The following is a 24365-nucleotide window of genomic DNA, read 5'->3' as shown; positions in this document are numbered from 1 at the left end:
TGGGTTTTCATTTTAGAAAGTTATTGCTTAATTAGTTCTTAATAAACTTCTTAGTGATTAATTCGTCACCGTCATTCACTTCAATAAAGTACATACCTCCATCAAGTTCAGATACATCTATTTTACCTTGAGATGTTCCGCTTACAATTGTTTTCCCAAGTATGTCTACTATTCGATACTTAAACATTTCTAGGCTCGGCACCTCAACATTCAGTATGCTTCCTTTAACTGGGTTTGGATACACTTTAATATCAAATTCCGAAAGTTCAGGACTATCTAAATAACCAACGGCTTCTAGAGTATCTCCTTTTCCTTTTCCACCTCCAGAGATACCTGTAATAGTTACTTGATCAATGAATATTTGATCGTTATTCCCAGAAGCATCATTTTGAAATCTAAATCCGGAATTCACGGCAAAATTATACTGAGCAGGTGTAACAGTTATCGTTGCGTTATAGAAGGTATTGTTGTTAATATTTACACCACTGGTCCATGTTGCGACGGTATTCCAGCCAGAGCCATCAAAGAAACGTAACCAAAAATCTTCACCGTTCTCCATGCTAAGCACATAGAAGTAGAAATCTATTTCTACTGATGTAAATGGTGTTACATCTATATTAGATAATGTCATCGATGAAGCCACGCCAGAATTATCTCTAATTCTTATAGAATATTCTCCTTCATAAGATCTGGCAGCATCTAGTCTCCTAGCACAATCACTTCCTCCGTCAGTCCAACTATCCCATCCAGTCTCAAAGTAACCTTCATTAAGTGTTACGTTAGACGTGCTACAAGGCGCACAGGTTGAACCACCACAATCTACTCCCGTTTCGTCTCCATTCTGAATTCCATCAGAACATGTTGGTGCTACTGGTTCTGACAACTGCACATCGTCTATGGCGATATCGGCTTGCCAAGTACTTCCCACAAATCGATTAAATCTTATCTGAATATTGCTTCCTGCATAAGCCGATAAATCTAAATCTACGGTTAACCATTGGTTACCTTGGTTACCAGTTTGACTCCAAATGCTAGTCCAATTTGTACCATCATCATCAGATAGTTCAACCGTAATTGAGCCCATATCCGATGCACCAAACATATGATATTTAAAGCTGAATGTTGGAGTTGTTAATCCGCTTAAATCAAAACATGGAGATGTTATAATCGCTCTTTTGTTAGGGTAGCCTGTGCCATTGCCAGAAGCTTCAACATAAATATAATCAGAGCCTTGCACAGCACTTGATGGACCTGTATTGCTAGAAGGTGTTCCCGCTGCATCGACCAACCAGTTTAAATCATCTGCTGTCGATTGTGTCCATGCTCCAATTGAGCCTTCAAAACCTTCCGTATATGGATAAGTAGTAATACCACTGGTACATCCAGTAGAAGGGTCTGATACATTTACAGTTCTCACAACTTGTGCAGCAGCATTTCCTGCGGAATCACTAACATCGTAATATACAAAATAGGTGCCAGCAGTTGATGTGTTAACGCTCCCTGTAATAACAATATTTGCAGTAAGGTCACCATCTATATTATCTGTTGCAGTAGCCCCTTGTTCGTTATAGGTATCTCCAACAATCAAATTGATTGTTGATGCTCCATTTAAAGTTATAACAGGTGCTGTTGTATCTGCACTTACATTAACTGTTCTTGTTACTTCATTTGCGGCATTACCAGAAGAATCACTTACATTATAAGTGACAATATAAGTTCCTGCTGTATTTGTATCTACAGTATCTCCTCCAATTACAATACTAGAAGTTATATCACCATCAAAATTATCGGTTGCAGTTGCTCCTTGTTCGTTGTAAGTGTCACCTAAGTTGAGATTTACAGTTGATGCTCCATTTAATGTTATTACTGGTATTGTAGTATCTGGATTTACATTAACAGTCCGAGTAACTTCAACGGCATTATTTCCAGCTGTGTCACTTACGTTATACGTCACCACATAAGAACCTACTGTATTGGTATCAACAGTGTCGCCACCTACAACAATATTTCCTGTTATGTCCCCATCAATATTATCTATTGCAGTTGCTCCAAGTTCAGAATAAGTATCACCTAATTCTAAATTTAATGTAGAGGCGCCATTTAATGTAATTACTGGTGCTTCGGTATCTGGTCCATTACCTTCAATAATAATAGTATAATCTTCGACCTCACCATAAGTGAAATTATCACATGGTCCTGGTACTTGATTGTAACGCATGGTTACTCTCATTCTTGTTGAGTTTTCAACAGCACTAGATGGCACTGTAAAACTTCCACTAACCGAAGTAGCTTGAGTATTGCCTTGAGTGAAAACTTGTTCGCCTGCATCTGTAAAATCACCATCTCTATTATAATCTATCCAAACACCATACGCTTCATTATAAACTGTACCTGTCCATGTTGGAGTCACCGTAATTGTATATTGTGTGTCTTTAGTTAGGGTTGTGGAAATACTTGTAAAATCGGAATAAAACTGAGGCCCAGAACTATTGTCAATAGTATTTAACTGAACTCTACTAATGTACTCATCATTAGTGTTTGTACTTGCAGAGTTACAGTAATTTAATTGCACATCTGTAGTTGTAAAGTTTACCGAACTGCTATATGCAGAATTTGAACCTCCGGAACATTTACTTCTTACTTGTGCTTCGTACTGTGTTAAAGCCGTTAAGCCAGAAAGGTTAGACGATACACCAGTTACAGCAACAGTAGTCCAAGTTGATGTCCCTGATTCTCTATATCTTAGATCGTATGTTGCTCCTGGTACAGCATCCCAGCTTAGAGTAGCTGTAGTTTCTGCTAAGTTTGAGGCCGTTAAACTTGTTGGCACTGTTGCATTACAAACCACTGGCGCACCAATGGTAAAATTGCTATTAGAAATATCGAAGAATATATTGTTAGAACCTCTAACCATAATTCTATTTTGATTTCCTTGGTTGTTTGGTACTACAATATCATGCGACCCATCATTTGGCACTCCGGATGCAATTGTTATTGGGTAAGTATCTCCACCATCGGTTGATAATAAGATGTCAACATTAGCTGCATTTATTCCATTACCTGTTGTACCTGCAACATCCCAACTTACATTTTGAGTTGTTCCTGCATTCCATGTTACATTGGTGTTGGGTGAATTTAAGATAAATGGGCCTGCTGTACCATTAACCGTAACAACCATATCATCACTATTATTAGTTCCTCCACCAGCTACATTATCTCTTACCGTAAGCCTAAAATTTAATGTTCTTGCTACATTAGGCACTGCTTCCCATTGCCAAGATGTTGCTCCAGCTTTTATAGTTTGTAGTCTTGGTAAGTAACGATTAGGATTGGTTGTAGGCTCATAAGCTCTAAAGGCCACGCCTGTTGTTGCTGTTGTGCTAGGGTATGTCGATGAGGCATTATTCTCATCCATTTGCTCCCAAGAATAAGTTAATACATCACCAGTGTCTGCATCTGTTGCTGAACCTTCGAGAACAAAAGGCGTTCCTCTTGGAATTGTATAATTAGAACCTGCATTTACAACTGGTACTGCATTGCCTGTGTTGGTATTGGTTTGGCAACTTGTGCCTTTTATATAATCTGTTACTTGCTCTATAGAAACAGCATGGAAGTTTGGGTGAACATTAGGCTGCACATCTGTTGCTCCTGTGATACCAGCATAACTCATAATAGTAGAACCACTACCTGGTTCTACCTGTACATTTGTACCTTCATTTCCTCCATGAGTCCATGTATGGTTGGCACCAAACTGATGGCCCAACTCGTGTGCTACATAATCAACATCAAAGAAATCCCCTTCAGGAATCGTAGCAGAAGTCCAACCGCTACCCTTTTGACCATTAACGCAGACACATCCTATACAACCAGCATTACCATTGTTTTGAAGATTTGCAAATAAATGACCAACATCATAATTAGCCTCTCCAATTACATTTGTGAGGGTATTTTGTAAAGCACTATTATATCCACTAGTTGTATTTCCATAAGGATCAGAAGACGTGCTGGTATAAATAACATCATCTGTATTAGCTATTAAGATCATGGTGACATTAAAATCCACTTCAAAGATACCATTGACTCTGGTCATGGTTGTATTAATGGCTGCTAATGCCTGAGCTTTTGTTCCTCCATGAAACTGTGTATATTCTCCCGTTGCTGAAACCGCCAAACGGTAAGTTCTTAAAATAGAATCGTCTGCATTTCTTAAAGCTGTATTACTGATTGTATTATTTATTTGCTCTGTAACAGAACACTCAAAGTCATTATCCGTATTTATTCGGTTTTTTCTATTGAAAACAATATAGCTATTAGACCCTTGCGTTGCTTGTTCAATAAATGTATTTCTTCCATTTGAAGATAGTATCATTCCGCTGAAACCGTAAGGCGATAAACTGAATCTTAATACAGACGAAGCATCGTCAATACCTTGACCAACGTATGATCTAATTTCTGGAAAACGTTCTTGTAAATCTGGATGCATTATAGAGGCTTCCTTAATAGAAAAGCGTTCTAGTTTTCCCTCAGAATTAGGAAATGATAAAATTGTGTTAGACGAGACAGAAAAATCGTTTCGTTGGGCAACATTCTTAAGCGATTGCCTAAGCGCGTCAGTGTTCAAACTAAACGTTTGAAACGTCTTTAATGATTGGTGGTTTTCTTGTAAAACAGTTGTGGCATTAGAAGTTTGTTTTTGCCATAAAGTTGTGTTTTGAGTCCACACGATGGTAGTGTTCATCATTACGATGAGTAACAGTAATTTAATTTTCATAATATGCTGAGGTTTATGGATTAATTAATAGCATTCATCTCTGAAATTAATTAATTATGTCATTTAAAATTGCAGTGTTAATAACTTATTGCCTTAAAACCGAAAATGTGCGGAAAAACCGTAACATAAAGTAAGAATGCATTTACTTATTAGCAACTAACAAAAAAAGCTCAGATTTCTCTGAGCTTTTAATCAAATACTTATATAACAATTACCTTACAATTAGTTTTTTAGATATTTTGTTTTTCGTATCTTTTAGTTGAACTAAATAAACTCCACTTACAAATCCAGAAGTGCTTATTGTATTAGACAAACTACCTACTGGTAGATCTTGGTTTAATATTTCTCTACCTCGAACATCAAAAATTGTGAGCTCCGTTAACTCATCTAGCTGGCCTTTTACAACGATTTGTTTTGGGTTTGCCAAGCTTATAATTTGAATAGTTTCTAAACTAGAGTCATCAACATTTAAAACACTTTGATTGAAACGCAAAAAGAACCGTCCTATCCCTTGCAAATCTGATGCGTCAGATAGAATAAAATCAGTATCATTTAAAAGCGTAAAGGAATTGTTTTGACGATCTTCCAAATAAATATCGATTTCTTCAGGGAAACTATAATCAGATAAACTTATCGTTAATTGCTGACCTGCAACTGCATTTATTCCTATTGGGATTATAGCATCATTTGCAATATCTAAATTAGAAATAGCTTGAATGGCCATATCAGTGCCATCATTATCTTCAACTAGCTGAGAGTAAATGCTAAAGTCTGGGGCAATACTTCCGAAAGTTCTAGCATCATAGCCAGGATCTAAACTTAAGGATGCATCATCAGAAACATAAAATTCTGTATGGTATGAATTACTTTCGCTTGTAAGATTTAATTTAAAATAAGATATGCTACTCGGGTTATTTCTACCTGTAATAAAATCATCAGAATTTCCGATTTCTCTCATGCTAGGTGTGAAACTAATTGTTCCTCCTCCAGGAATTGAAGCGACTAAAAAGCCCTGTCCAGGTGTGATTTTTGCATTCGGATTTAGCAAAGAATATGCTTGATTCCAAATGGTCCATCCGTTTGATGCATTACCATCATAGCCATAAATACCTACATTAGGCACAGCCAATTGAGAATCGTTTGCCGTTAAAAAATCTGCCAACGAAATATAAGATGGATAAGGGTTACCTACAAGATTCCATTCTGGGTACGTTGATCCTGATACCTCTATAGGGACATTTATATTTCCTGTATTTACAGTTCCAAAAAATTCAAAAGTTGAGTTATTCGTAGATGCGGCTCTATAACCAGTACCAGCATCTAAGGTAGCTGTTTCTGTATTTGAATACAAAACATATGTATTTGCTGGCTTTTCAAACGGACCAAATAAGTAAAGGGTGTTATCATTACTACTTACTATATTACTGTTGCTACTTGCAAATACGTTAAAGGCTTGCCCTGATACTGGTGGAGCAATTAAATCGTTTGCGTCACCTTCGCCAACTGTAGCGGTATTATTGGCATGTCTAAAATATCTCACGTTACCTGTTACAGTACCATCGACAATTAAACTTGAGTAATTAGTTGAAACAGAATTGAGCGATAACATTCCATCGCTGACTAAATTGCCATTTAACGTAAGCGAACCAGAAGAATCTACCTGCAGTTCAGCACCTGTTCTTATAATAATATCATTCAATTCTATATCAGATGTTATTGTGCTTATACCATCAAGTACAAGAGCATTGTCGGTGCCAGTTGTATTATCTGGTGCATTTGGTGTCCATGCATTATTAGTGAATAGTAGTCCATCAAAGGCCATATTGACCGTATAGTCTTCAACTTCACCAAACCCAAATGATTCACATTGAGTTGGGATGCCATCATATTTTAACGAAACTCGCATCCTTGTTGGTCCTAAGAGTGCATCATTAGGTATAGAAATATTACCCGTAACTGGATTATCTTGTGTAGGCGCTTGTGTAAATACCTGCTCACCAGAATCATCAAAATCCCCATCTTGATTAAAATCTATCCATACAGAATATCCCTCATTATATATTGTCCCTGGCCATAAAGGTGTAATTGAAATAGGGTATGATGATCCAATAAATAAGTCTGTACTTATACTGGTAAAATCTGAATACCCTAAACTAGTTGCACTATCACCAGAATCATTATCAATTGTATTTAAGGTAACGTTAGAGATATACTCATCACTTGTATTATTACCATTAGAGCTACAATAAGTCGGTGCTCCTATTCTAAAATGATCAATAGCTATATCGCTTTCAAATCCATTTCCAGTTAAACCTGTAATCCTAAATTTAACGGTAAGTCCGTTATACGCAGAAAGGTCTAACTGCACAAAATTCCATTGGTTACCTTGATTTCCACTTTGGGTAAATAGAGTAATCCAATTAGACCCATCGTCAGTTGTAACTTCTAAAGTAAGTGTTCCTGTATCTCCACCAAACATATGATTATAAAATGATAAAAAAGGATTACTTTCTGAGCTCAAATCAAAGCATGGACTATCTAATATGGCTGTTGCATTAGCACCAATCTCACCAGGTGTATTATTAGAGGATGCTTCTATATATAGATAATTTCCTCCTCCGGTAATATCATCTGAAGGTCCAGTACCTCCAGAAGGGGTTCCGTTATTAGCTAAACCATTATATAAAATCCAATCGCCATCATCTCCACTAGCTTGAATCCAATCACCAATTCCAGAATCATAGGATTCTTCATATGGAAAAGAATTTATTAATGCTCCTGTACATGGTGGAATTGCAGTTGTAGAAAACAACAATGTTGTTGAATATGCTGAATTAGATGCCGTACATACACTTCTTATTTCAAGTTCATAATCAGTTGTAGGAGTTAAACCAGTTAGTTGGTATGTGTTTGAAGTGACACCAGTAATATTTGTATAAGGTGTTGTACCTACTTCTCTGTATCTTATATCAAAGGTAGCCCCTACATTCGAGTCCCAATCAATTGTTGCAGAATTGAAACTTACATTTGAAGCTGATAAACCTGTTGGTACAATAGGGTTACAAGGAATAGGTGCATCAATTGTGAAATTAGTGTCAGAAATGTCAAAGAATATATTATTAGATCCTCTTACCATTATTCTATTTTGGTTTCCTTGATTGTTAGGTATTACAACGTTATGAGACCCGTCATTGGTAACACCTGTTGCAAGGGAAATTGGATACGTATCTCCTCCATCAGTAGACAAGAATATATCGACATTAGCGGCATTTACACCATTACCTGTCGTCCCTGCTACATCCCATGTTATTGTCTGTGTTGTTCCTGCGTTCCGTGTAACATTCGTATTTGGTGAGTTAACTACAAATGGTCCTGCAGTCCCATTAACAGTAACCACCATATCATCACTATTGTTTGTTCCACCTCCCGCAACATTATCTCTAACTGTTAGTCTAAAATTTAATGTTCTTGCCACATTAGGAACCGCTTCCCATTGCCAAGACGTTGCACCAGTTTTAATGGTCTGTAATCTTGGGAAATAGCGAAAACTGTCTGATGTGGGTTCATAGGCCCTAAAAGCAACGCCTGTGGTCGCCGTTGTACTAGGATAAGTTGTTGAAGCATTGTTTTCATCCATCTGCTCCCAACTATATGTTAAAGCATTTGAAGGCGTATCTGCATCAGTAGCCGAACCCTCTAAAATAAAAGCTGTACCTCTAGGAATTGTATAGTTAGAAAGTGCTGTTATAACAGGAACTGCGTTGCCTGTATTAGTATTGGTCTGGCAACTTGTTGATTTTACATAATCCGTAACTTGCTCAATAGACACTGCATGAAAATTAGGGTGAACATTTGCTTGCACGTCAGTAGCACCAGTTATACCTGCGTAACTCATAATTGTAGATCCACTTCCTGGCTCTACCTGTACATTTGTACCTTCATTTCCTCCATGAGTCCATGTATGATTAGCACCAAATTGATGGCCCATCTCATGTGCTACATAATCTACATCAAAAAAGTCACCAACAGGATTTGTTGCAGAAGTCCATCCACTTCCCTTTTGGTTATTAACACAAACACAGCCTATACAACCTGCATTACCATTATTTTGAAGATTGGCAAAAAGGTGTCCTATATCATAGTTTGCTTCACCAATAACAGAGGTTAATGTGTTTTGTAACTCTGAATTATAATTCGTAGTTGTGTTGCCATAAGGATCTGATCCAGCGTTAGTATAAATGACATTTGTGGTGTTAGCAATTAAAGTCAAGGTAACATTAAAATCCACTTCAAAAATACCATTGACTCTTGTCATTGTCGTATTAATAGCGGCTAAGGCATTAGATACTGTTCCACCATGAAACTGTGTATATTCTCCTGTTGCAGAAACTGCTAACCGATATGTCCTTAGAATTGAGTCATCTGCATTTCTAAATGCCGTACCATTATTTATGACGCTGTTAACCTGTTCTGTTACTGAGCATTCAAAATCATTATTAATATTAACCCTATCCTTTCTGTTGAAAACAATATATGAATTGGTATCCTGTCCTATTGGTTCAATAAATGTGTTTTTACCATTAGCCGAAAGAATCATTCCACTAAAACCATAAGGAGACAAACTAAACCTTAAAACGGATGAAGCATTATCTATACCTTGGCCAACATATGATCTAATTTCGGGATAAGCTGCTTGTAAATCTGGATGCATAACAGACGCTTCTTTAATTGAAAAGCGCTCTAATTTTCCATCAGAATTGGGAAACGATAAAATTGTAGTTGTAGAAACTGAATTATCACTTCGTTGGGCAACACCCATTAAAGATTGTCTTAACCTATCTGTGTCTAAATTAAAGGACTGAGAATTGTTTAAGGATTGATGACTCTCCTTTAAAACCTCATTAGACCTTAAGGATTCTTTTTGCCATATTGCATTATCTTGAGACCAGGTCATGGTCGTTGCCACCATAGCAATAATCAACAATATTTCTTTTTTCATAACATTTTTGAGTTAATATTCTAAATTTTACAAATACCACTCTTATTTAGCTTGCTACTATGTAAATAATGATAAACCTAATTTTAAGTAAGCACTGTTTATTTACTGCGTAAAATACAAAAACAGCCTAGATTTCTCTAGGCTGTTTAATAAAATTAATACGTCATTTATCTTATTACTAGCTTTTTAGTGATAACATTTGCTCCGTTATTTAGTTGCACTAAATATATACCCTTCATTATTCCAGAGGTATTTACTGTATTAAAGTTTTTATTAATATCTAAATCTTTAACAATAACTTCTCTTCCTTGGATATCATATAATGCTAATTTTGTTTTCTCATTTAGTTGCCCTTTTATAACTATTTGCTGCAATTCAGCATCATTAAAAATTTGCAACCCGTCAAATTCTGATGTATTAGTTGACAATACTTCTTGTCCAAATCTTAGGTAAAATCTACCTATGCCAGACATGTTTGAGTCTGGTATAAAACTAAAGTCTTCTGAATTTAAATGTGTAATGGTATTATCAACTATGTCCTCTAAGTAAACATCTTGAGTAACATTAGAACCTTCTAAGCTTATCACTAATTGTTGTCCTAGATTAGCATTAATTCCTAGAGGTATATTTGTAGTAATGTTAAGGTCATCATTACCTATAGACTGTATTGCCATATCTTTACCTTCATTATTTTGGGCAAGTTCTGAATATATTGAAAAATCTGATGGAGCTCCTCCAAAATGTTCTGCATCATAACCCATATCTAATCCTAAAGTAGAGTTATCGTTAAAATAAATATCAGTCTCGAAAGTGTTTTCTGTTGATGTCATTTTTAAGACAAAATGCCCAACTGTTGTTGATGGATTTCTACCAGCAATAAAATCATCTGATGATCCTATTGATCGCATCGATGGTGTAAACGAAATATTCGCTCCGCCGTCTTTAGACGATACAAAAAATCCTTGACCTGGTGCAATTAATGTACCTGGGTTTGCCGATGCATATGCTAAATTCCATATAGTCCATTTACTTCCATTTGAAGCATCAGCGTCATATCCGTAAACCGCTGCACTAAATGGATCTAGTTCAGACACATTTGCAGATAAGAAATCTTCTAATTTTATATAGCTGGTATATGGATTTCCTATTAAATTCCACTTGTCGTAGTTACTTCCGGTTTTTTCAATAGCAACGTTAACATTTCCTGTGCTGACTGCTCCCGAAAATGTGAATGTACCATTATCTGTTGATGCCACTCTATATCCCTTTCCAGCTTCCAAGTTTACTGCTTCATTATTTGCGAAAAGCAAATAGTCATTAGTTGGCTTTTCAAAATTTCCGAATAGATATTGTGTTTGGGCTATATTTGATAAAATGTTGGAATTGTTAGATAAAAAATCTACAAATGATTGTCCACTAACAGGTGGGGCAATTAAATCATTACCGCCAGCATTAGAATTAACATGACGGTTATAATTAATATTACCTGTTGCCGCACCTGACAGCATTAAACTAGAGAATTCGTTAGAATCTGAGTTTAATACAAACTCGCCGTTGTTAGTTATGTTTCCCGCTACTGTAACTGACTGACTTTTGTCAACATTGATTGTAGCTCCTGAATTAACGGTAATATTATTAACACTAATTGCAGAGTTAACATTATATGTTCCGTCTTCTATTAAAATATTTGTAGAAGATGTAGCGCCAGTAGGTGCGCTAGGTGTCCAAACATTACTACTAAAGACTAAACCGTTGAACAAATTAATAGTATAATCTTCAACCTCTCCATAGTTATAGCCATTTGTATCACAAGCTGGTGGTGTTGCATTGTATTGCATAGCTACCCTCATTCTGGTGTTACCTATGCTAATTGATAATGGCACAGTAAAAGTAGCACTCACAGTTGTATTTTGTGTAGGTGCAATGTTCATAACACGCTCTGCTGTTGTAAAATTTCCATCTTTATCATAATCTATCCATACACTATACCCTTCAGAATAAGTTGTTCCCGTCCATTGAGGAGTAACTGTAATAGTGTATTGAACTCCAGAAATTAATGTTGTGGAAATATTTGTGAAATCAGAGTAGCTTTGAGCACCTGATACATTATCAATAGTATTTAGTTGAACTCTTCCTATATATTCGTCAGAAACATCACCACCTAAATTAGCACAATAAGTTACCGCAGATGTACTAAAACTATAGGCACTAGAATATGCTGAGGTATTAGAATTACATAATGACCTTACTTCGAATTCATAATCAGTATCAACAGTTAAACCAGTGATATCATATGAATTTGTAGATAACCCATTAACGTCTATCCAAGTAGGAGATCCAACCTCTCTATATCTTAGGTCAAAAGTAGATCCTGTTGAGTTCCAGCTTAAATTTGCTGATGTTGTTGTTATAGAAGACGCGTTTAAGGTATTAGGTACCGAAGGTGTAATCGGAGTAAGTAATATGTCTGATAGATCTACTATCGCACCATCAGTTATTGATTGACTACTTAAAGTAACGGATTGATAACACGGAGCGCTAATCAATAAATCATACGTTCCTCCTTTTATAGGTCTGTAAAAATCACCATCTACGTCAGATGAAACCTCAGATCCATATGAATCATGACCAACTACAGTGATTGTAGCACCCTCTATTGGGTTTGTATCCGAGGCATCTTTTACCAAACCTCTAAATCCATAAGTTCCTTGAGTTAAATAATCCAGTAAGGCATCTCTATTGTAATACCAATAATCTACTAATGAACTCTCTGGCAAAACTTTGGTATCTGATAATTCTATGGTTACCTCTCTACATTGCTGATAAACATTCATATAATCTTGTCTTCCACCATAAACGCGATACCACTCAGCACCATGAGTTACTCCCGGACTTTGGGAGTAATTGTTTTGCCAAGGTTGACTACCTGCACTTCCATCCCAATCGTCATCATCAGTCATATATGATGATTTATTAGTATAAGTTGGTGTTGATGTATTACCAGCATTAGCATCGGATTGGCAATGTGTGGCATATTCTACACTTACATATTCATACCAATCTGTGTCTGCATGTGTGTATTGCGATGTGGCATAGGCATTATCAAAAGGATAATTCACAAGTTCAGTACCACCATGAAAATTAGCAGCAATTACAAAATTATGCTGATCTGCAAAGTTCATAAAGGCAATAGTTTCTGTTTGATAAACTTCACCATCAGGATGTGGTCCCGCTACGTTATCTGGATAATTTCTATTTAAATCTATATTGTTACCGTTCCCTCTTCTGGCACTCCCTACAGAAGTGTTTGATGCACTATTATGATAGGTTCCATCTGGATTTGCACTAGGGTTAATCCATATTTCGGCATTTTCAACTAGGTTTTTTACTCTAGCATGATCCGCATGACCCGTATCACTATAGACCGTTAATATATAATCTATCAATGTTAACATCATAGGGTATCCTGCAATTTCATCGCCATGCATAGAAGATGTAAACATCAATTTAGGTTCTGCCTCATCTACTGAAACATTATCAGATATTTTTACAAATAAAAGTTCTTTATCGCCTTGACCTGTCGTGCCGATACTTATTTTCTCTACCAAAGCAGGATAATCATCTTCAAAATCTTGCATTTGTTGTGCATATTCTGCATAGGTTGGGTAGCTACTAAGCGGAAATGTAAGTGTTGACATCATACCTCGACTTGCTAAAGGTCTAACATCGTAAATTGTAGCTTCATCAACTTCGTTTTCATTTCTTGGTACCTGATAAGAAATATTTAAAGCTTCAAAAGCTCTAAACTGAGCCTCATTGGCCCAAGCTTTTACCGTATTGGTAGTTTCATCGAAATTAATTAAGGAAATATTTCTGGTTAAAGATTTTAACCGGGATCCATCCTCAATTTGAAAGGTAAAAGTTAATTCACCTTGCTTGGATAGATAGTTCTCAGCTTTTTCTTTTTCTGATAGTTGAGCGTTTACATTAAGTAAACAAAAAAATAAAGCGGTTAAGGTTAAAGTAATTTTTTTCATTTGTTTTGGGGATTAAATGAATTTGTTGAGGGGCTAATATATTGTAAAATTTTAATAAAAACAGATAAAATGCAAATAAAATCGACGAAATGCAATATTGGTTTTTTGTTGATTTATTTATGTGGCTGAATTACAGCCTTTTAATTGTATTCGTGAGCAATTTGCTTTTAAAGTCAATATCATTGAAATATCATAATTCTATCCTTTATTTAATTATTTTTACACATGCCAAATCAAGATTTACTTAAAGTTAATGCGCTCTCAATTTCATTTTTTGGTGAAGGAATAGAGAAGAAAATTATTAAATCAATTTCGTTTGCTCTAAGACAGAATGAAATAACTGCAATTGTAGGCGAATCTGGGTCAGGAAAATCTGTATCTTCATTAGCAATAATGGGGCTTTTACCAAAAGGAATTTCTAAAATTACGTCGGGTTCAATATGGTTTGAAGATAATGACCTTGTTAAAGTTGACAACAATGCTTTTCAAAAAATAAGAGGGAATGAAATTGCTATGATTTTTCAAGAACCTATGAGTTCCCTAAACCCATCTATGCGATGCGGTAAACAGGTTGAAGAAATATTGAAACAACACACAAAACTATCTAATTCAGAGATTAAAACCGAAGTTATTGATCTGTTTGAAAAAGTAAAACTTCCTAAACCTTTACGAATCTTTAAATCCTATCCACACGAAATCTCTGGCGGCCAAAAGCAAAGAGTTATGATTGCTATGGCAATTGCATGTAAGCCAAAATTACTCATTGCTGACGAGCCCACTACTGCTCTAGATGTTACTGTACAAAAAGATATTTTAGATCTATTGAAAGATATCCAAGAAGAAACTAAAATGAGCATTTTATTTATCTCACACGATTTATCTTTAGTTTCAGAGCTTGCAGATAAAGTTTTGGTGATGTACAAAGGGGAAATTGTAGAGCAAGGTGACACTAGTTCTATTTTTAAAAATCCAAAACACAATTACACCAAGGCGCTCATTGCGGCAAGACCTTCCGCAGATTTTAGACTAAAGCAATTACCAACTATTTCTGATTTCATGTCGAATGAAGTCGATAAAACCATTATCTCAAAAGAAGATAGGCTTAATCGTCATAAAACATTATACGCTCAAGAACCTTTACTAGAGGTCATTGATGTTGAAAAAACATATCTTTCAAAATCAGGTTTATTTTCTAAAGATGTTCCTTTTAAGGCGGTTGATGGTGTAAGTTTTAAAGTGTATCCTGGCGAGACCATTGGTTTGGTTGGTGAGTCTGGTTGTGGAAAATCTACTTTAGGAAACGCCATACTTCAATTGGATAAAGCCACTTCTGGAATTATAAAATACAAGGGTAATGATATTACTGTGCTAGAAAAGAAGGAGTTACGTGAATTACGTAAAGATATTCAGATAATATTTCAAGATCCTTTTGCCTCTCTCAACCCTCGTCTAACAGTTGGTAACGCCATAATGGAGCCTATGAAGGTCCACAATGTTGGCAATTCTTCAGCTGAACGTAAAGAAAAAGTGTTAGATATTCTTAATAAAGTAGGACTAGAAGGCTCGGCTTTTTATAGGTATCCGCATGAATTTTCTGGTGGACAACGTCAACGTATAGGCATTGCAAGAACTATTGCTCTAGAACCGCAACTGATTGTTTGTGATGAATCCGTGTCTGCATTGGATATTTCGGTACAGGCACAAGTTTTAAATCTATTGAATGATTTGAAATCGCAATTTGGATTTACCTATATTTTTATTTCACACGATTTAGCCGTTGTAAAATATATGGCAGACCAATTATTGGTTATGAATAAAGGAAAAATTGAAGAATTAGGAGATGCTGATGATATTTATGCATCCCCAGAAAAGGAATACACCAAAAAATTAATTCATGCTATCCCAAAAGGGTTATAGCATGAATATTTTCTTGGTTAACTTTAAAACACCTGAAATTACTCTCATTGTGTTTTTAATGTTCGAAAACAAAACGTTTTCGTTCAAAGTAGGTTCTGGTAGATTTGATTTAGTTTTCATAAGCTAAGTTTATGGTAGATTTGGGGCAAAATCAATAAATTAAGTTTATGGTAAATTTGGTTAATTTAGTTTTTATTTGGGTTTGCTAATATGAAACAAATATTCATTTTATCAGTTGTAATACTTTATAATTCGATAAAATGCATATAATTTTAACATTTGTAGTCTGTTTCGTCTTCTTTTCTTACAAAAAAACCGCAAGTTAATATGCGGTATAACATTTTTGCAAATAGAATTCTCTAAAACTCCATTTCTTTAATCTCACCTTCAACGATTAAGTGACCATCGGTAGCGTTTTTAATGTCCTCAACAGATACACCTGGAGCACGTTCCAATAGTTTAAAACCTTTATCTGTAACTTCTATAACTGCCATATTGGTTACTATTTTCTTTACACAACCAACGCCAGTAAGCGGTAATGAGCATGTTTTAAGCAGCTTAGATGCTCCTGCTCTATTAGTATGCATCATCGCAACAATTATATTTTCGGCACTGGCAACCAAATCCATGGCACCTCCCATACCTTTGACCATTTTTCCAGGTATTTTCCAATTTGCAATATCTCCGTTCTCCGCAACCTCCATCGCTCCAAGAATGGTTAGATCTACATGTTGCCCTCTAATCATTGAGAAACTCATAGCAGAATCAAAAAAAGATGCTCCTGGTAATGTTGTTATAGTTTGTTTTCCTGCGTTGATAATGTCCGCATCTTCCTCTCCTTCAAAAGGAAATGGGCCCATGCCCAAAACTCCGTTTTCACTTTGAAATTCTACCTCAATATCATCTCTCACATAATTTGCAACTAAAGTAGGTATGCCAATGCCTAGATTAACATAATAACCATCTTGTACTTCCTTAGCTATGCGTTTTGCTATTCCGTTTTTGTCTAACATTCTTAATTCTTTTGCCTAACTGTTCGTTGCTCAATTCGTTTTTCGTAATGTGCACCTTTAAAGATTCGTTGCACGAAAATACCAGGTATATGAATTTGATTAGGGTCCAATTCACCTACAGGAACAAGTTCCTCTACCTCAGCTACATTTATTTTTGCCGCACCGCACATATTAGGATTAAAATTTCTGGCTGTTCCTTTAAAAATTAAGTTGCCAGCTGCATCACCTTTCCAAGCCTTTATAAATGCAAAATCTGCTTTAAATGCATGTTCTAAAACATACATTTTACCATCAAATTCTCGTGTTTCCTTTCCTTCTGCCACTTCAGTGCCGTAGCCAGCTGGTGTGTATATTGCTGGAAATCCTGCTTGGGCTGCCCTACAACGTTCTGCTAAAGTGCCTTGTGGAATCAACTCTACGTCTAATTCTCCTGAAAGCATCTGACGCTCAAACTCATCATTCTCACCAACATAAGATGAAATCATTTTATTGATTTGCTTTTGCTGTAACAACAGCCCTAAACCAAAATCATCGACACCTGCATTGTTAGAAATACAGGTTAAGCCTTTTACATTCAGCTTCACAAGTTCTGCAATGGCATTTTCAGGAATACCAGATAAGCCAAAACCACCGAACATAAAGGTCATATTATCCTTTACTCCTTGCAAAGCTTCAGTAACATTAGCTACTTTTTTACTAATCATAAATTGAAAAATTATCTTCTGAAAAATACAAAAGACTAAACAAACTTCATACTAAAATTTGCTTAAATATGTCGAAGAAGTATGTTGCCTTATTCGAAATCTACATCAACTTCGACATCATCATCATCAGTATCAGAATCGGCACCAAGATCACCTTCATCGTGCACAGAACAATCAACATTAATGGTCAATCCAGATGGCTTTTCAAAGTCATCTTTAGAAACATCCAGAGTTTCATCGGCATAACAAGCCTTCATATAAAGTCCCCAAATAGGTAGTGCCATAGAGGCTCCTTGACCATAAGTAATAGTTTTAAAGTGAGCAGCCCTGTCTTCTGCACCTACCCATACACCAGTTACTAAGTTTGGCACCATGCCCATAAACCAGCCATCACTTTGGTTCTGTGTCGTACCAGTTTTACCAGCTATCGGATTTGTTAATTCATAAGGATAGCCTGTCATAATTTCTTTATACATGGCATTCCATTTATCAAACCCTTTGTGCCTTAATCTTCTACCTGAGCCTGCTTGTGTTACTCCTTCCATAAGGTTAACAGTTACGTAAGCGACTTCCTCACTCAAAACATCTTTACTTTCTGGCGTTACTTGATAAAGAACGGTTCCGTTTTTATCTTCAATACGCGTAACCATTACGGGTTTATTATAAACACCTTTATTGGCAAAAGTAGAATAGGCTGCCACCATTTCGTATACACTTATATCAGCAGTTCCTAATGCAATAGCTGGCACAGGTAAAATCTCTTGCTCAACTCCTAATTTTTTAGCCATTTCAACCACAGGTTGTGGACCAATTTCATTCATTAGGCGTGCAGTGACAGTATTAGTAGAACTTGCCAGAGCATCTTTTAAGGTTTGCTTACCAGAATAATTACCGTCAGAATTTTTTGTTGTCCAAGACTCTGGATTACCAAATTTATTAGCTTCAATTGTGATTGGTGTTCTTGGGAAAGAATCGCACGGAGACACTTGCAATTGATCAATAGCTGTGGCATAAACAAAAGGCTTAAACGTAGAACCGACTTGGCGCTTACCTTGCTTTACCATATCGTACTGAAAATGCTTATAGTTCATACCGCCAACCCAAGCTTTTACATGGCCAGTTATTGGATCCATAGACATCATGCCTGGCTTTAAGAACGACTTATAGTAGCGCATAGAGTCTATTGGCTTCATAACCGTATCTACCTCACTGGCTTTTCCATCTATCCATTTAAATACCGTCATTTCAACTGGTTTGTGAAAAGATGCCTCAATTTCTTTGTCTGATTTTCCTTGGTTTTTTAAAATTCTCCAACGTTCTCCTCTACGCATTCCGTCTTTCATCAACTTATTGATTTCAGACTGGTCTAATTCCAAAAACGGAGCTGTTGGGTTTCTATCCGGAGTATTTTGATGATCAAACTCTGCCTGAAGTCTTGGCATATGTTGAGCTATAGCGTCTTCAGCATATTGTTGCATACGCGAATCAATAGTGGTGAATACTTTTAACCCGTCGCTATACAAGTCGTATTTACTACCATCTGGTTTTCTATTGTTTTCATCTTCAGCCCATTCTTTCATAAAACCTCTAAGGTATTCTCTGAAATAAGTGGCTATACCTTCGCGATGAGACTCTGGTGAGTAATTTAAATCTAATTCTGTTGCTTGTAATGAATCCTTTACTTCTTCGGTAATGTATTCGTACTTATGCATTTGCGCTAAAACAACGTTACGTCTATTTTTAACTCCTATAGGATTTCTTCTTGGGTTGTATAATGAAGAGTTTTTAAACATGCCTACCAGCATAGCTGATTCTTTTAAATCCAAATCCTTAGGCTCTTTACCAAAATAGATTCTGGAAGCGGAACGAATTCCATCACCATTGTTTCCGAAATCGTAGATATTGAAATACTGCGCTATGATTTCCTCTTTAGTATATTGACGTTCTAACCTAATAGCTATTATCCATTCTCTAACTTTTTGAAGTGCGCGTTCTATACTGTTTTTTGAAACTTGATCAGTAAACAATTGTTTCGCCAATTGTTGCGATATCGTACTTGCTCCACCTCCTCTACCAAGTTTGAAAATTGCTCTAAGTGTACCTCTGCCATCAATGCCTGAGTGCTCATAGAAACGAATATCTTCAGTAGCTATTAAAGCATCAACCAAATTTTTTGGCAAATCTTCATAACCAACTGGAGTTCTATTATCGTTAAAATAAAATTTGCCTAAGGTTTCGCCATCTGAAGAAATAATTTCGGTAGCTAAATTAGTCTCTGGGTTTTCCAATCTGGTATGATCTGGCATTTCGCCTAAAAGTCCCCAAGATGCCAAAAGAAACAATAATACGAATGCAAAAATACCGCTTGCAAAAAGTATCCAAAATCGTCTTATATATTTTGAAAAGTCTAGTACCTCTGTTTTAGATTTTGTCGTTTTCTTTTTTGCCATAATTATTACTCTTGAGCGTTCTCTACCCTAAAACCAATATCTGTTATACCTTCTAAGTTCACCACGCCATTTACATCACCATTTTTTCGCATAGCATGTTGAATGTTTACATTATAGTCTCCTGTTTCACTAAATTTAAACGGCGACTTATAACCTCTATACCAAAGCTTGTTTTCCTTAATGTCAGAAAATCCTGTCCCTAAAAGCTCACCATTTGGCGCTGCCATTTTATATTCTAAAGTGTCTTTTACAGCTTTACCGTTTGGATAATTTAACTCTACAATGAGAAATAAATTACTGAACTTATAATCGTTAGTATTTCTGAGATTAACATAGAGATTATAATTCTTTATAGTGTCTGGCGCTTTAAAATTAAAACTCGCAACTGAATCTTTATGCCATTTGTTAGGAACAGATTTATATTCGTCATAAACCGCTTTAGAATCACAACTTGTAACCATAAACAAACTAACAAGTGCCAATAGTAACCAACTAGTTCTTTTTTGCATTTTGTTTTTGATTGCGGTTTCTGTTGCGGTTTTTGTTTCTCTTCCTATTGTTTTTACGTTTCTTATTTGATTTTGGATTATCGAAACGTGTTAAACTATCCTGACCTACAACGTTCTCAAACTCGGTTTTAGTGTCTTGAATGTGCTCAGCTGCATATTCTTCAAGGCTTGCAACTTTTTCTTTTTTCTTGTTTTTTGCAATAATTTCGTTAGCCTGTTTGGTTGTAATGACGTGCCAATTCATCCATTCTCCTTCATAGGCGTACCACATAAGACCTTTAAAAATATCAGTCTTTTGGCAAACTGCAGTTCCTTTTTCAGTGTAAAGTTTTATGTCGGTTTTTGGAAAATCCTTTAATGCATCTAAGTAAGCATCAAGTTCATAATTTAAACAACATTTTAACTTACCGCACTGGCCAGCTAACTTTAATGGGTTTAAAGATAATTGTTGATAACGCGCTGCAGAAGTGCTAACTGATCTAAAATCCGTCAGCCAAGTAGAACAACACAATTCCCTTCCGCAAGAGCCAATACCACCAAGTCTTGCCGCTTCTTGTCTAAAGCCAACTTGCCTCATCTCTATACGCGTTCTGAACTCACGAGCAAAAACTTTGATCAGCTCCCTAAAATCTACACGTTCTTCAGCAGTGTAATAAAAAGTTGCCTTGCTGCCATCTCCTTGATACTCTATGTCAGAGATTTTCATCTTCAGATTAAGGTCAATAGCAAACTGGCGTGCTTTTACTTTCATTGCCTCCTCCTTGTCTCGCGATTTTGACCAAACATCTATATCTCTTTGAGATGCTTTTCGGTATATTTTTAGAACGTTTTCTTCGTCATTGATATCCACCTTTTTGCGCTTCATCTGTACACGCACCAATTCACCTGTTAAAGTGACCATGCCTATATCGTGCCCAGATTTTGCTTGGGTAGCGACAATATCGCCTATACTTAACGTTAAGTTTTCTGTGTTTTTGTAGTATTGTTTTCTTCCATTTTTATAACGAACTTCAACACCATTAAAGGGTTCTTGTCCGCTAGGAAGTGACATATTTGCCAACCAGTCAAAAACCGTGAGCTTATTGCAGCTATCTGTACCGCAGGTCCCGTTGTTTTTACATCCTTTTGGTTGGCCGTCTTTACCAGTTGCACAACTGTTACAAGCCATAAAAAGTTTTATATATTCAATCTGGACATAAAAAGCCTAGATAAAGGATTCATAATTTATTAATGAGTAAAGATAAGATTATTTCTTGAGTCAAATAAAGAGTTAGCTAATAATAACTTATAGAATATTATTTATCTTAATGCTCACATTTTCAGATTAGTTCGATGTTACTACAAACCAATACCTTAACATTATGAAATCAAAAATTACATTATTCAGTTTTGTCCTCAGTTTTATCTTCAGTTTTGCTCAACAACCTTCATCTGACGTTACTGGTGGTGAATTTGTTTTTAATCCTGAAAAAGCGGAATGTCTAACTGATGCTCAACGAGAAGTCATTTATCAGAATATACAATCCCGCATCTCCGAATTAAGTCAAAATAACCGCTTAGCTTATTCTGCCGAAAACAGAGGTGTTCATCCTTTATTTGTATGGCCTTTACAAAAATCAACCAATTCAACTTATAATGAAATTTATGGTATTTCTGGTTATATAGATCATAATGCTGCATACCCAGACCAATTGACCGATTACAATTGTGGTACACGATCTTATGATACCGACAACGGATACAATCACCAAGGTATAGATTATTTTACTTGGCCCTTCGGATGGAAAATGATGGACAATGACGAAGTAGAGATTATTGCTGCAGCTCCTGGGCAAATTGTTGCTAAAAGCGATGGTAATTTTGATCGCAGTTGCGATTTTGATACTACAACACCTTGGAATGCCGTTTACATTCAGCATAGTGATGGTAGTATTGCTTTGTATGGACATATGAAAAATGGCTCAACAACGACAAAGAATATTGGTGATATGGTCATTGAAGGGGAATATCTTGGTGTTGTTGGTAGTTCTGGTGTTTCTACTGGACCTCATTTGCATTTTGAAATATTTACTGATGCTACATTCACCCAACTTGTAGATCCTTATGCTGGCACCTGTAATAGTTTTAATGCTGATTCTTGGTGGCAAAACCAAAGGCCTTACAATAATCCTGGAATCAATGCCGTGTTAACGCACACAGCTGCTCCGGTTTTTCCGGCCTGCCCAACTACTGAAACTTCTAATGAGAATGATCAGTTTGATTTAAATGACACTGTAACTCACTTCATTTATTTAAGAGATCAGGTTGCCGGAACAACGGTAAACCTTAAAGTAATAAGACCAGACAACACCTATTTGTATAATTGGGATTTTGATCTTAATGACAATTACTATGCTTCATATTGGGGAGGATGGATTTCGGTCGCAAATATTGTTGGAGAATGGAAATGGGAAGCCACGTATAATGGACAAACTGTAACCCATAGCTATTATGTTGGCGCTTTAAGTGTGGAAGAAGAAGGGCTGGAAAGCACTTCAATTTACCCAAACCCCTTTAATGACATAGTTAATATTAATTCTACCTCAAAAGTCAAAAGTGCAAAAGTTGTTGATATTTTAGGTAAGACCATCAAAACTTTCGAAGAAAATTCTCCTGAAGGTGTAAAAGAATTAAATCTCTCAGAACTTTCAGGTGGAATGTATTTTGTAACTCTAGAAGGAGAACAAAACCAAAAGAAAACAATCAAACTTATTAAAAAATAGACATTAAAAAAGGCTCTGGTTTAACCTAGAGCCTTTTATTTATTTTGAAGATTTAAGTGTTTCAAATATATTTCTCAAATCTTTCTTATATGGTAGGTGGTCCGCCCTTCCTTTTTTAAATATGTCGTTACTGTTACCTTGCCCTCTGCGCAAAGCTTTTTGTTCTTCATAAGACAGTTTAATGATTTCTTGACAATTTGTAGAGCAGCAATTATCCATCTTTTCTTTACACTCATCACACTGAATAAATAATAAATGACAAGCTTCATTAGCACAATTGGTATGTAAATCTGCGGGCTTGCCGCATTGGTGACAACTAGCAATAACATCATCGCTAATGCGTTCTGACCGTCGTTGATCGAAAACAAAATTCTTTCCAATAAATTTATTTTCAAGACCTTCAGCTTCAACTTGTCTGGCATAATTTATTATACCACCCTCTAACTGAAATACATTTTTAAATCCTTTGTGTTTATAGTAGGCACTGGCCTTTTCACATCGAATTCCACCAGTACAGTACATAACTAGCTTTTTGTCTTCTTTGTATTCTTTTAAATCTTCTTCTATCAAGTCCAGTGATTCCCTAAACGTATCTACATCTGGTGTAATGGCGTTTTTAAAATGGCCTATTTCACTTTCGTAATGGTTACGCATATCTACTAAAACCGTGTCTGGGTCTTCAATAAGTTCGTTGAACTTTTCTGCATTTACATGAACCCCTTTATTGGTCACATCAAAAGTATGGTCATTTAAACCATCGGCAACAATCTTATTACGTACTTTAACTTTTAGTTTTAAAAACGCAAAATTGTCGTGCTCAATGGCAACGTTCAACCTTACATTTTCAAGAAACGAGATAGTGTCTAAATGATTTTTAAAGGCTTCGAAATTCTCTGCAGGGACAGATAGCTGAGCATTAATGCCTTCGTTAGCAATGTATATTCTACCTAAGACATCTAGCTGGTCCCAAGCCAAGAACATATGGTTTCTAAAAATTTCGGTATTGCCAATTTTGGCGTACTTGTAGAAAGAGATTGTTAAGCGGTCTTTTCCTGCTTTTTCAATAAGTTCTGCTCTTTCTTTAGCACTTAAGTTATTGTACAGTTGCATGCTATACTAATTTTTTAAGGTTAAAGAATTAAAGTACATCTCTGCTAAAGCCTTGATGTATATTGTGCAAAGGTATTCATTTTAATATTTTTT

The 24365-nt window shown here is 36.0% G+C and carries 11 protein-coding genes; 2 read left to right on the top strand and 9 right to left on the bottom strand.

From position 1 onward, the window contains the following. Positions 1-31 precede the first annotated feature (31 nt). From SIB89_RS09900 to SIB89_RS09890, 3 genes are all read right to left on the bottom strand, one after another. A complete protein-coding gene (locus SIB89_RS09900) occupies positions 32-4771 on the bottom strand; it encodes an immunoglobulin-like domain-containing protein (RefSeq protein ID WP_412559658.1) in 4740 nt (1579 codons plus the stop codon). A gap of 211 nt (positions 4772-4982) precedes the next feature. Next, a complete protein-coding gene (locus SIB89_RS09895; protein WP_412559657.1) occupies positions 4983-9770 on the bottom strand; it encodes a reprolysin-like metallopeptidase in 4788 nt (1595 codons plus the stop codon). 167 nt (positions 9771-9937) lie between these two features. Then, the gene (locus SIB89_RS09890; protein WP_412559656.1) at positions 9938-13807 is read right to left on the bottom strand and encodes a M14 family zinc carboxypeptidase; all 3870 of its coding nucleotides are present in this window, start codon (positions 13805-13807) and stop codon (positions 9938-9940) included. Between the two features lie 225 nt (positions 13808-14032). On the opposite strand from SIB89_RS09890, the gene SIB89_RS09885 reads away from it, so the two are divergent. Beyond that, a complete protein-coding gene (locus tag SIB89_RS09885; RefSeq protein WP_412559655.1) occupies positions 14033-15724 on the top strand; it encodes an ABC transporter ATP-binding protein in 1692 nt (563 codons plus the stop codon). 359 nt (positions 15725-16083) lie between these two features. Here the strand turns inward: SIB89_RS09885 and SIB89_RS09880 are convergent, their stop codons facing one another. From SIB89_RS09880 to SIB89_RS09860, 5 genes are all read right to left on the bottom strand, one after another. Further along, a complete protein-coding gene (locus SIB89_RS09880; RefSeq protein WP_412559654.1) occupies positions 16084-16737 on the bottom strand; it encodes a CoA transferase subunit B in 654 nt (217 codons plus the stop codon). A 2-nt stretch (positions 16738-16739) separates the two neighbouring features. Continuing rightward, positions 16740-17441: a CoA transferase subunit A gene (locus SIB89_RS09875; protein ID WP_273292791.1), complete on the bottom strand. Its 702-nt coding sequence runs from the start codon at positions 17439-17441 to the stop codon at positions 16740-16742. 89 nt (positions 17442-17530) lie between these two features. Next, on the bottom strand, positions 17531-19891 hold the full coding sequence (locus tag SIB89_RS09870) for a penicillin-binding protein 1A (protein WP_412559653.1): 2361 nt from the start codon (positions 19889-19891) through the stop codon (positions 17531-17533). Positions 19892-19896: 5 nt separating this feature from the next. Further along, complete coding sequence (locus SIB89_RS09865) at positions 19897-20400, bottom strand: gliding motility lipoprotein GldH (protein ID WP_155087936.1); 504 nt, start codon at positions 20398-20400, stop codon at positions 19897-19899. Further along, positions 20384-21568, bottom strand: a complete 1185-nt coding sequence (locus SIB89_RS09860) for a stage 0 sporulation family protein (protein ID WP_155087935.1) — start codon at positions 21566-21568, stop codon at positions 20384-20386. The genes SIB89_RS09865 and SIB89_RS09860 overlap by 17 nt, the downstream gene beginning before the upstream one ends. A 193-nt stretch (positions 21569-21761) precedes the next feature. Between SIB89_RS09860 and SIB89_RS09855 the strand changes: the two genes are divergently transcribed. Then, positions 21762-23162, top strand: coding sequence for a T9SS type A sorting domain-containing protein (locus tag SIB89_RS09855; RefSeq protein WP_412559652.1), 1401 nt, complete (start codon positions 21762-21764; stop codon positions 23160-23162). Positions 23163-23201: 39 nt separating this feature from the next. Here SIB89_RS09855 and SIB89_RS09850 read toward each other — a convergent pair whose 3' ends face one another. After that, entirely contained in the window at positions 23202-24272 is a 1071-nt protein-coding gene (locus SIB89_RS09850) for a rhodanese-related sulfurtransferase (RefSeq protein WP_412559651.1), read from the bottom strand. Between the last annotated feature and the right edge of the window lie 93 nt (positions 24273-24365).

The organism is Winogradskyella sp. MIT101101 (assembly GCF_047126865.1).
Classification (GTDB): domain Bacteria; phylum Bacteroidota; class Bacteroidia; order Flavobacteriales; family Flavobacteriaceae; genus Winogradskyella; species Winogradskyella ouciana.
Note: the sequence above shows the minus strand (reverse complement) of the source record. Positions and strands in the feature narration are given on the sequence as shown.

What these genes read in the sequence shown, in the direction of transcription:
- SIB89_RS09900 (WP_412559658.1), bottom strand. Translation starts at nt 4,771, where the DNA reads ATGAAAATTAAATTACTGTTACTCATCGTAATGATGAACACTACCATC.
- SIB89_RS09895 (WP_412559657.1), bottom strand. Translation starts at nt 9,770, where the DNA reads ATGAAAAAAGAAATATTGTTGATTATTGCTATGGTGGCAACGACCATG.
- SIB89_RS09890 (WP_412559656.1), bottom strand. Translation starts at nt 13,807, where the DNA reads ATGAAAAAAATTACTTTAACCTTAACCGCTTTATTTTTTTGTTTACTT.
- SIB89_RS09885 (WP_412559655.1), top strand. Translation starts at nt 14,033, where the DNA reads ATGCCAAATCAAGATTTACTTAAAGTTAATGCGCTCTCAATTTCATTT.
- SIB89_RS09880 (WP_412559654.1), bottom strand. Translation starts at nt 16,737, where the DNA reads ATGTTAGACAAAAACGGAATAGCAAAACGCATAGCTAAGGAAGTACAA.
- SIB89_RS09875 (WP_273292791.1), bottom strand. Translation starts at nt 17,441, where the DNA reads ATGATTAGTAAAAAAGTAGCTAATGTTACTGAAGCTTTGCAAGGAGTA.
- SIB89_RS09870 (WP_412559653.1), bottom strand. Translation starts at nt 19,891, where the DNA reads ATGGCAAAAAAGAAAACGACAAAATCTAAAACAGAGGTACTAGACTTT.
- SIB89_RS09865 (WP_155087936.1), bottom strand. Translation starts at nt 20,400, where the DNA reads ATGCAAAAAAGAACTAGTTGGTTACTATTGGCACTTGTTAGTTTGTTT.
- SIB89_RS09860 (WP_155087935.1), bottom strand. Translation starts at nt 21,568, where the DNA reads ATGGCTTGTAACAGTTGTGCAACTGGTAAAGACGGCCAACCAAAAGGA.
- SIB89_RS09855 (WP_412559652.1), top strand. Translation starts at nt 21,762, where the DNA reads ATGAAATCAAAAATTACATTATTCAGTTTTGTCCTCAGTTTTATCTTC.
- SIB89_RS09850 (WP_412559651.1), bottom strand. Translation starts at nt 24,272, where the DNA reads ATGCAACTGTACAATAACTTAAGTGCTAAAGAAAGAGCAGAACTTATT.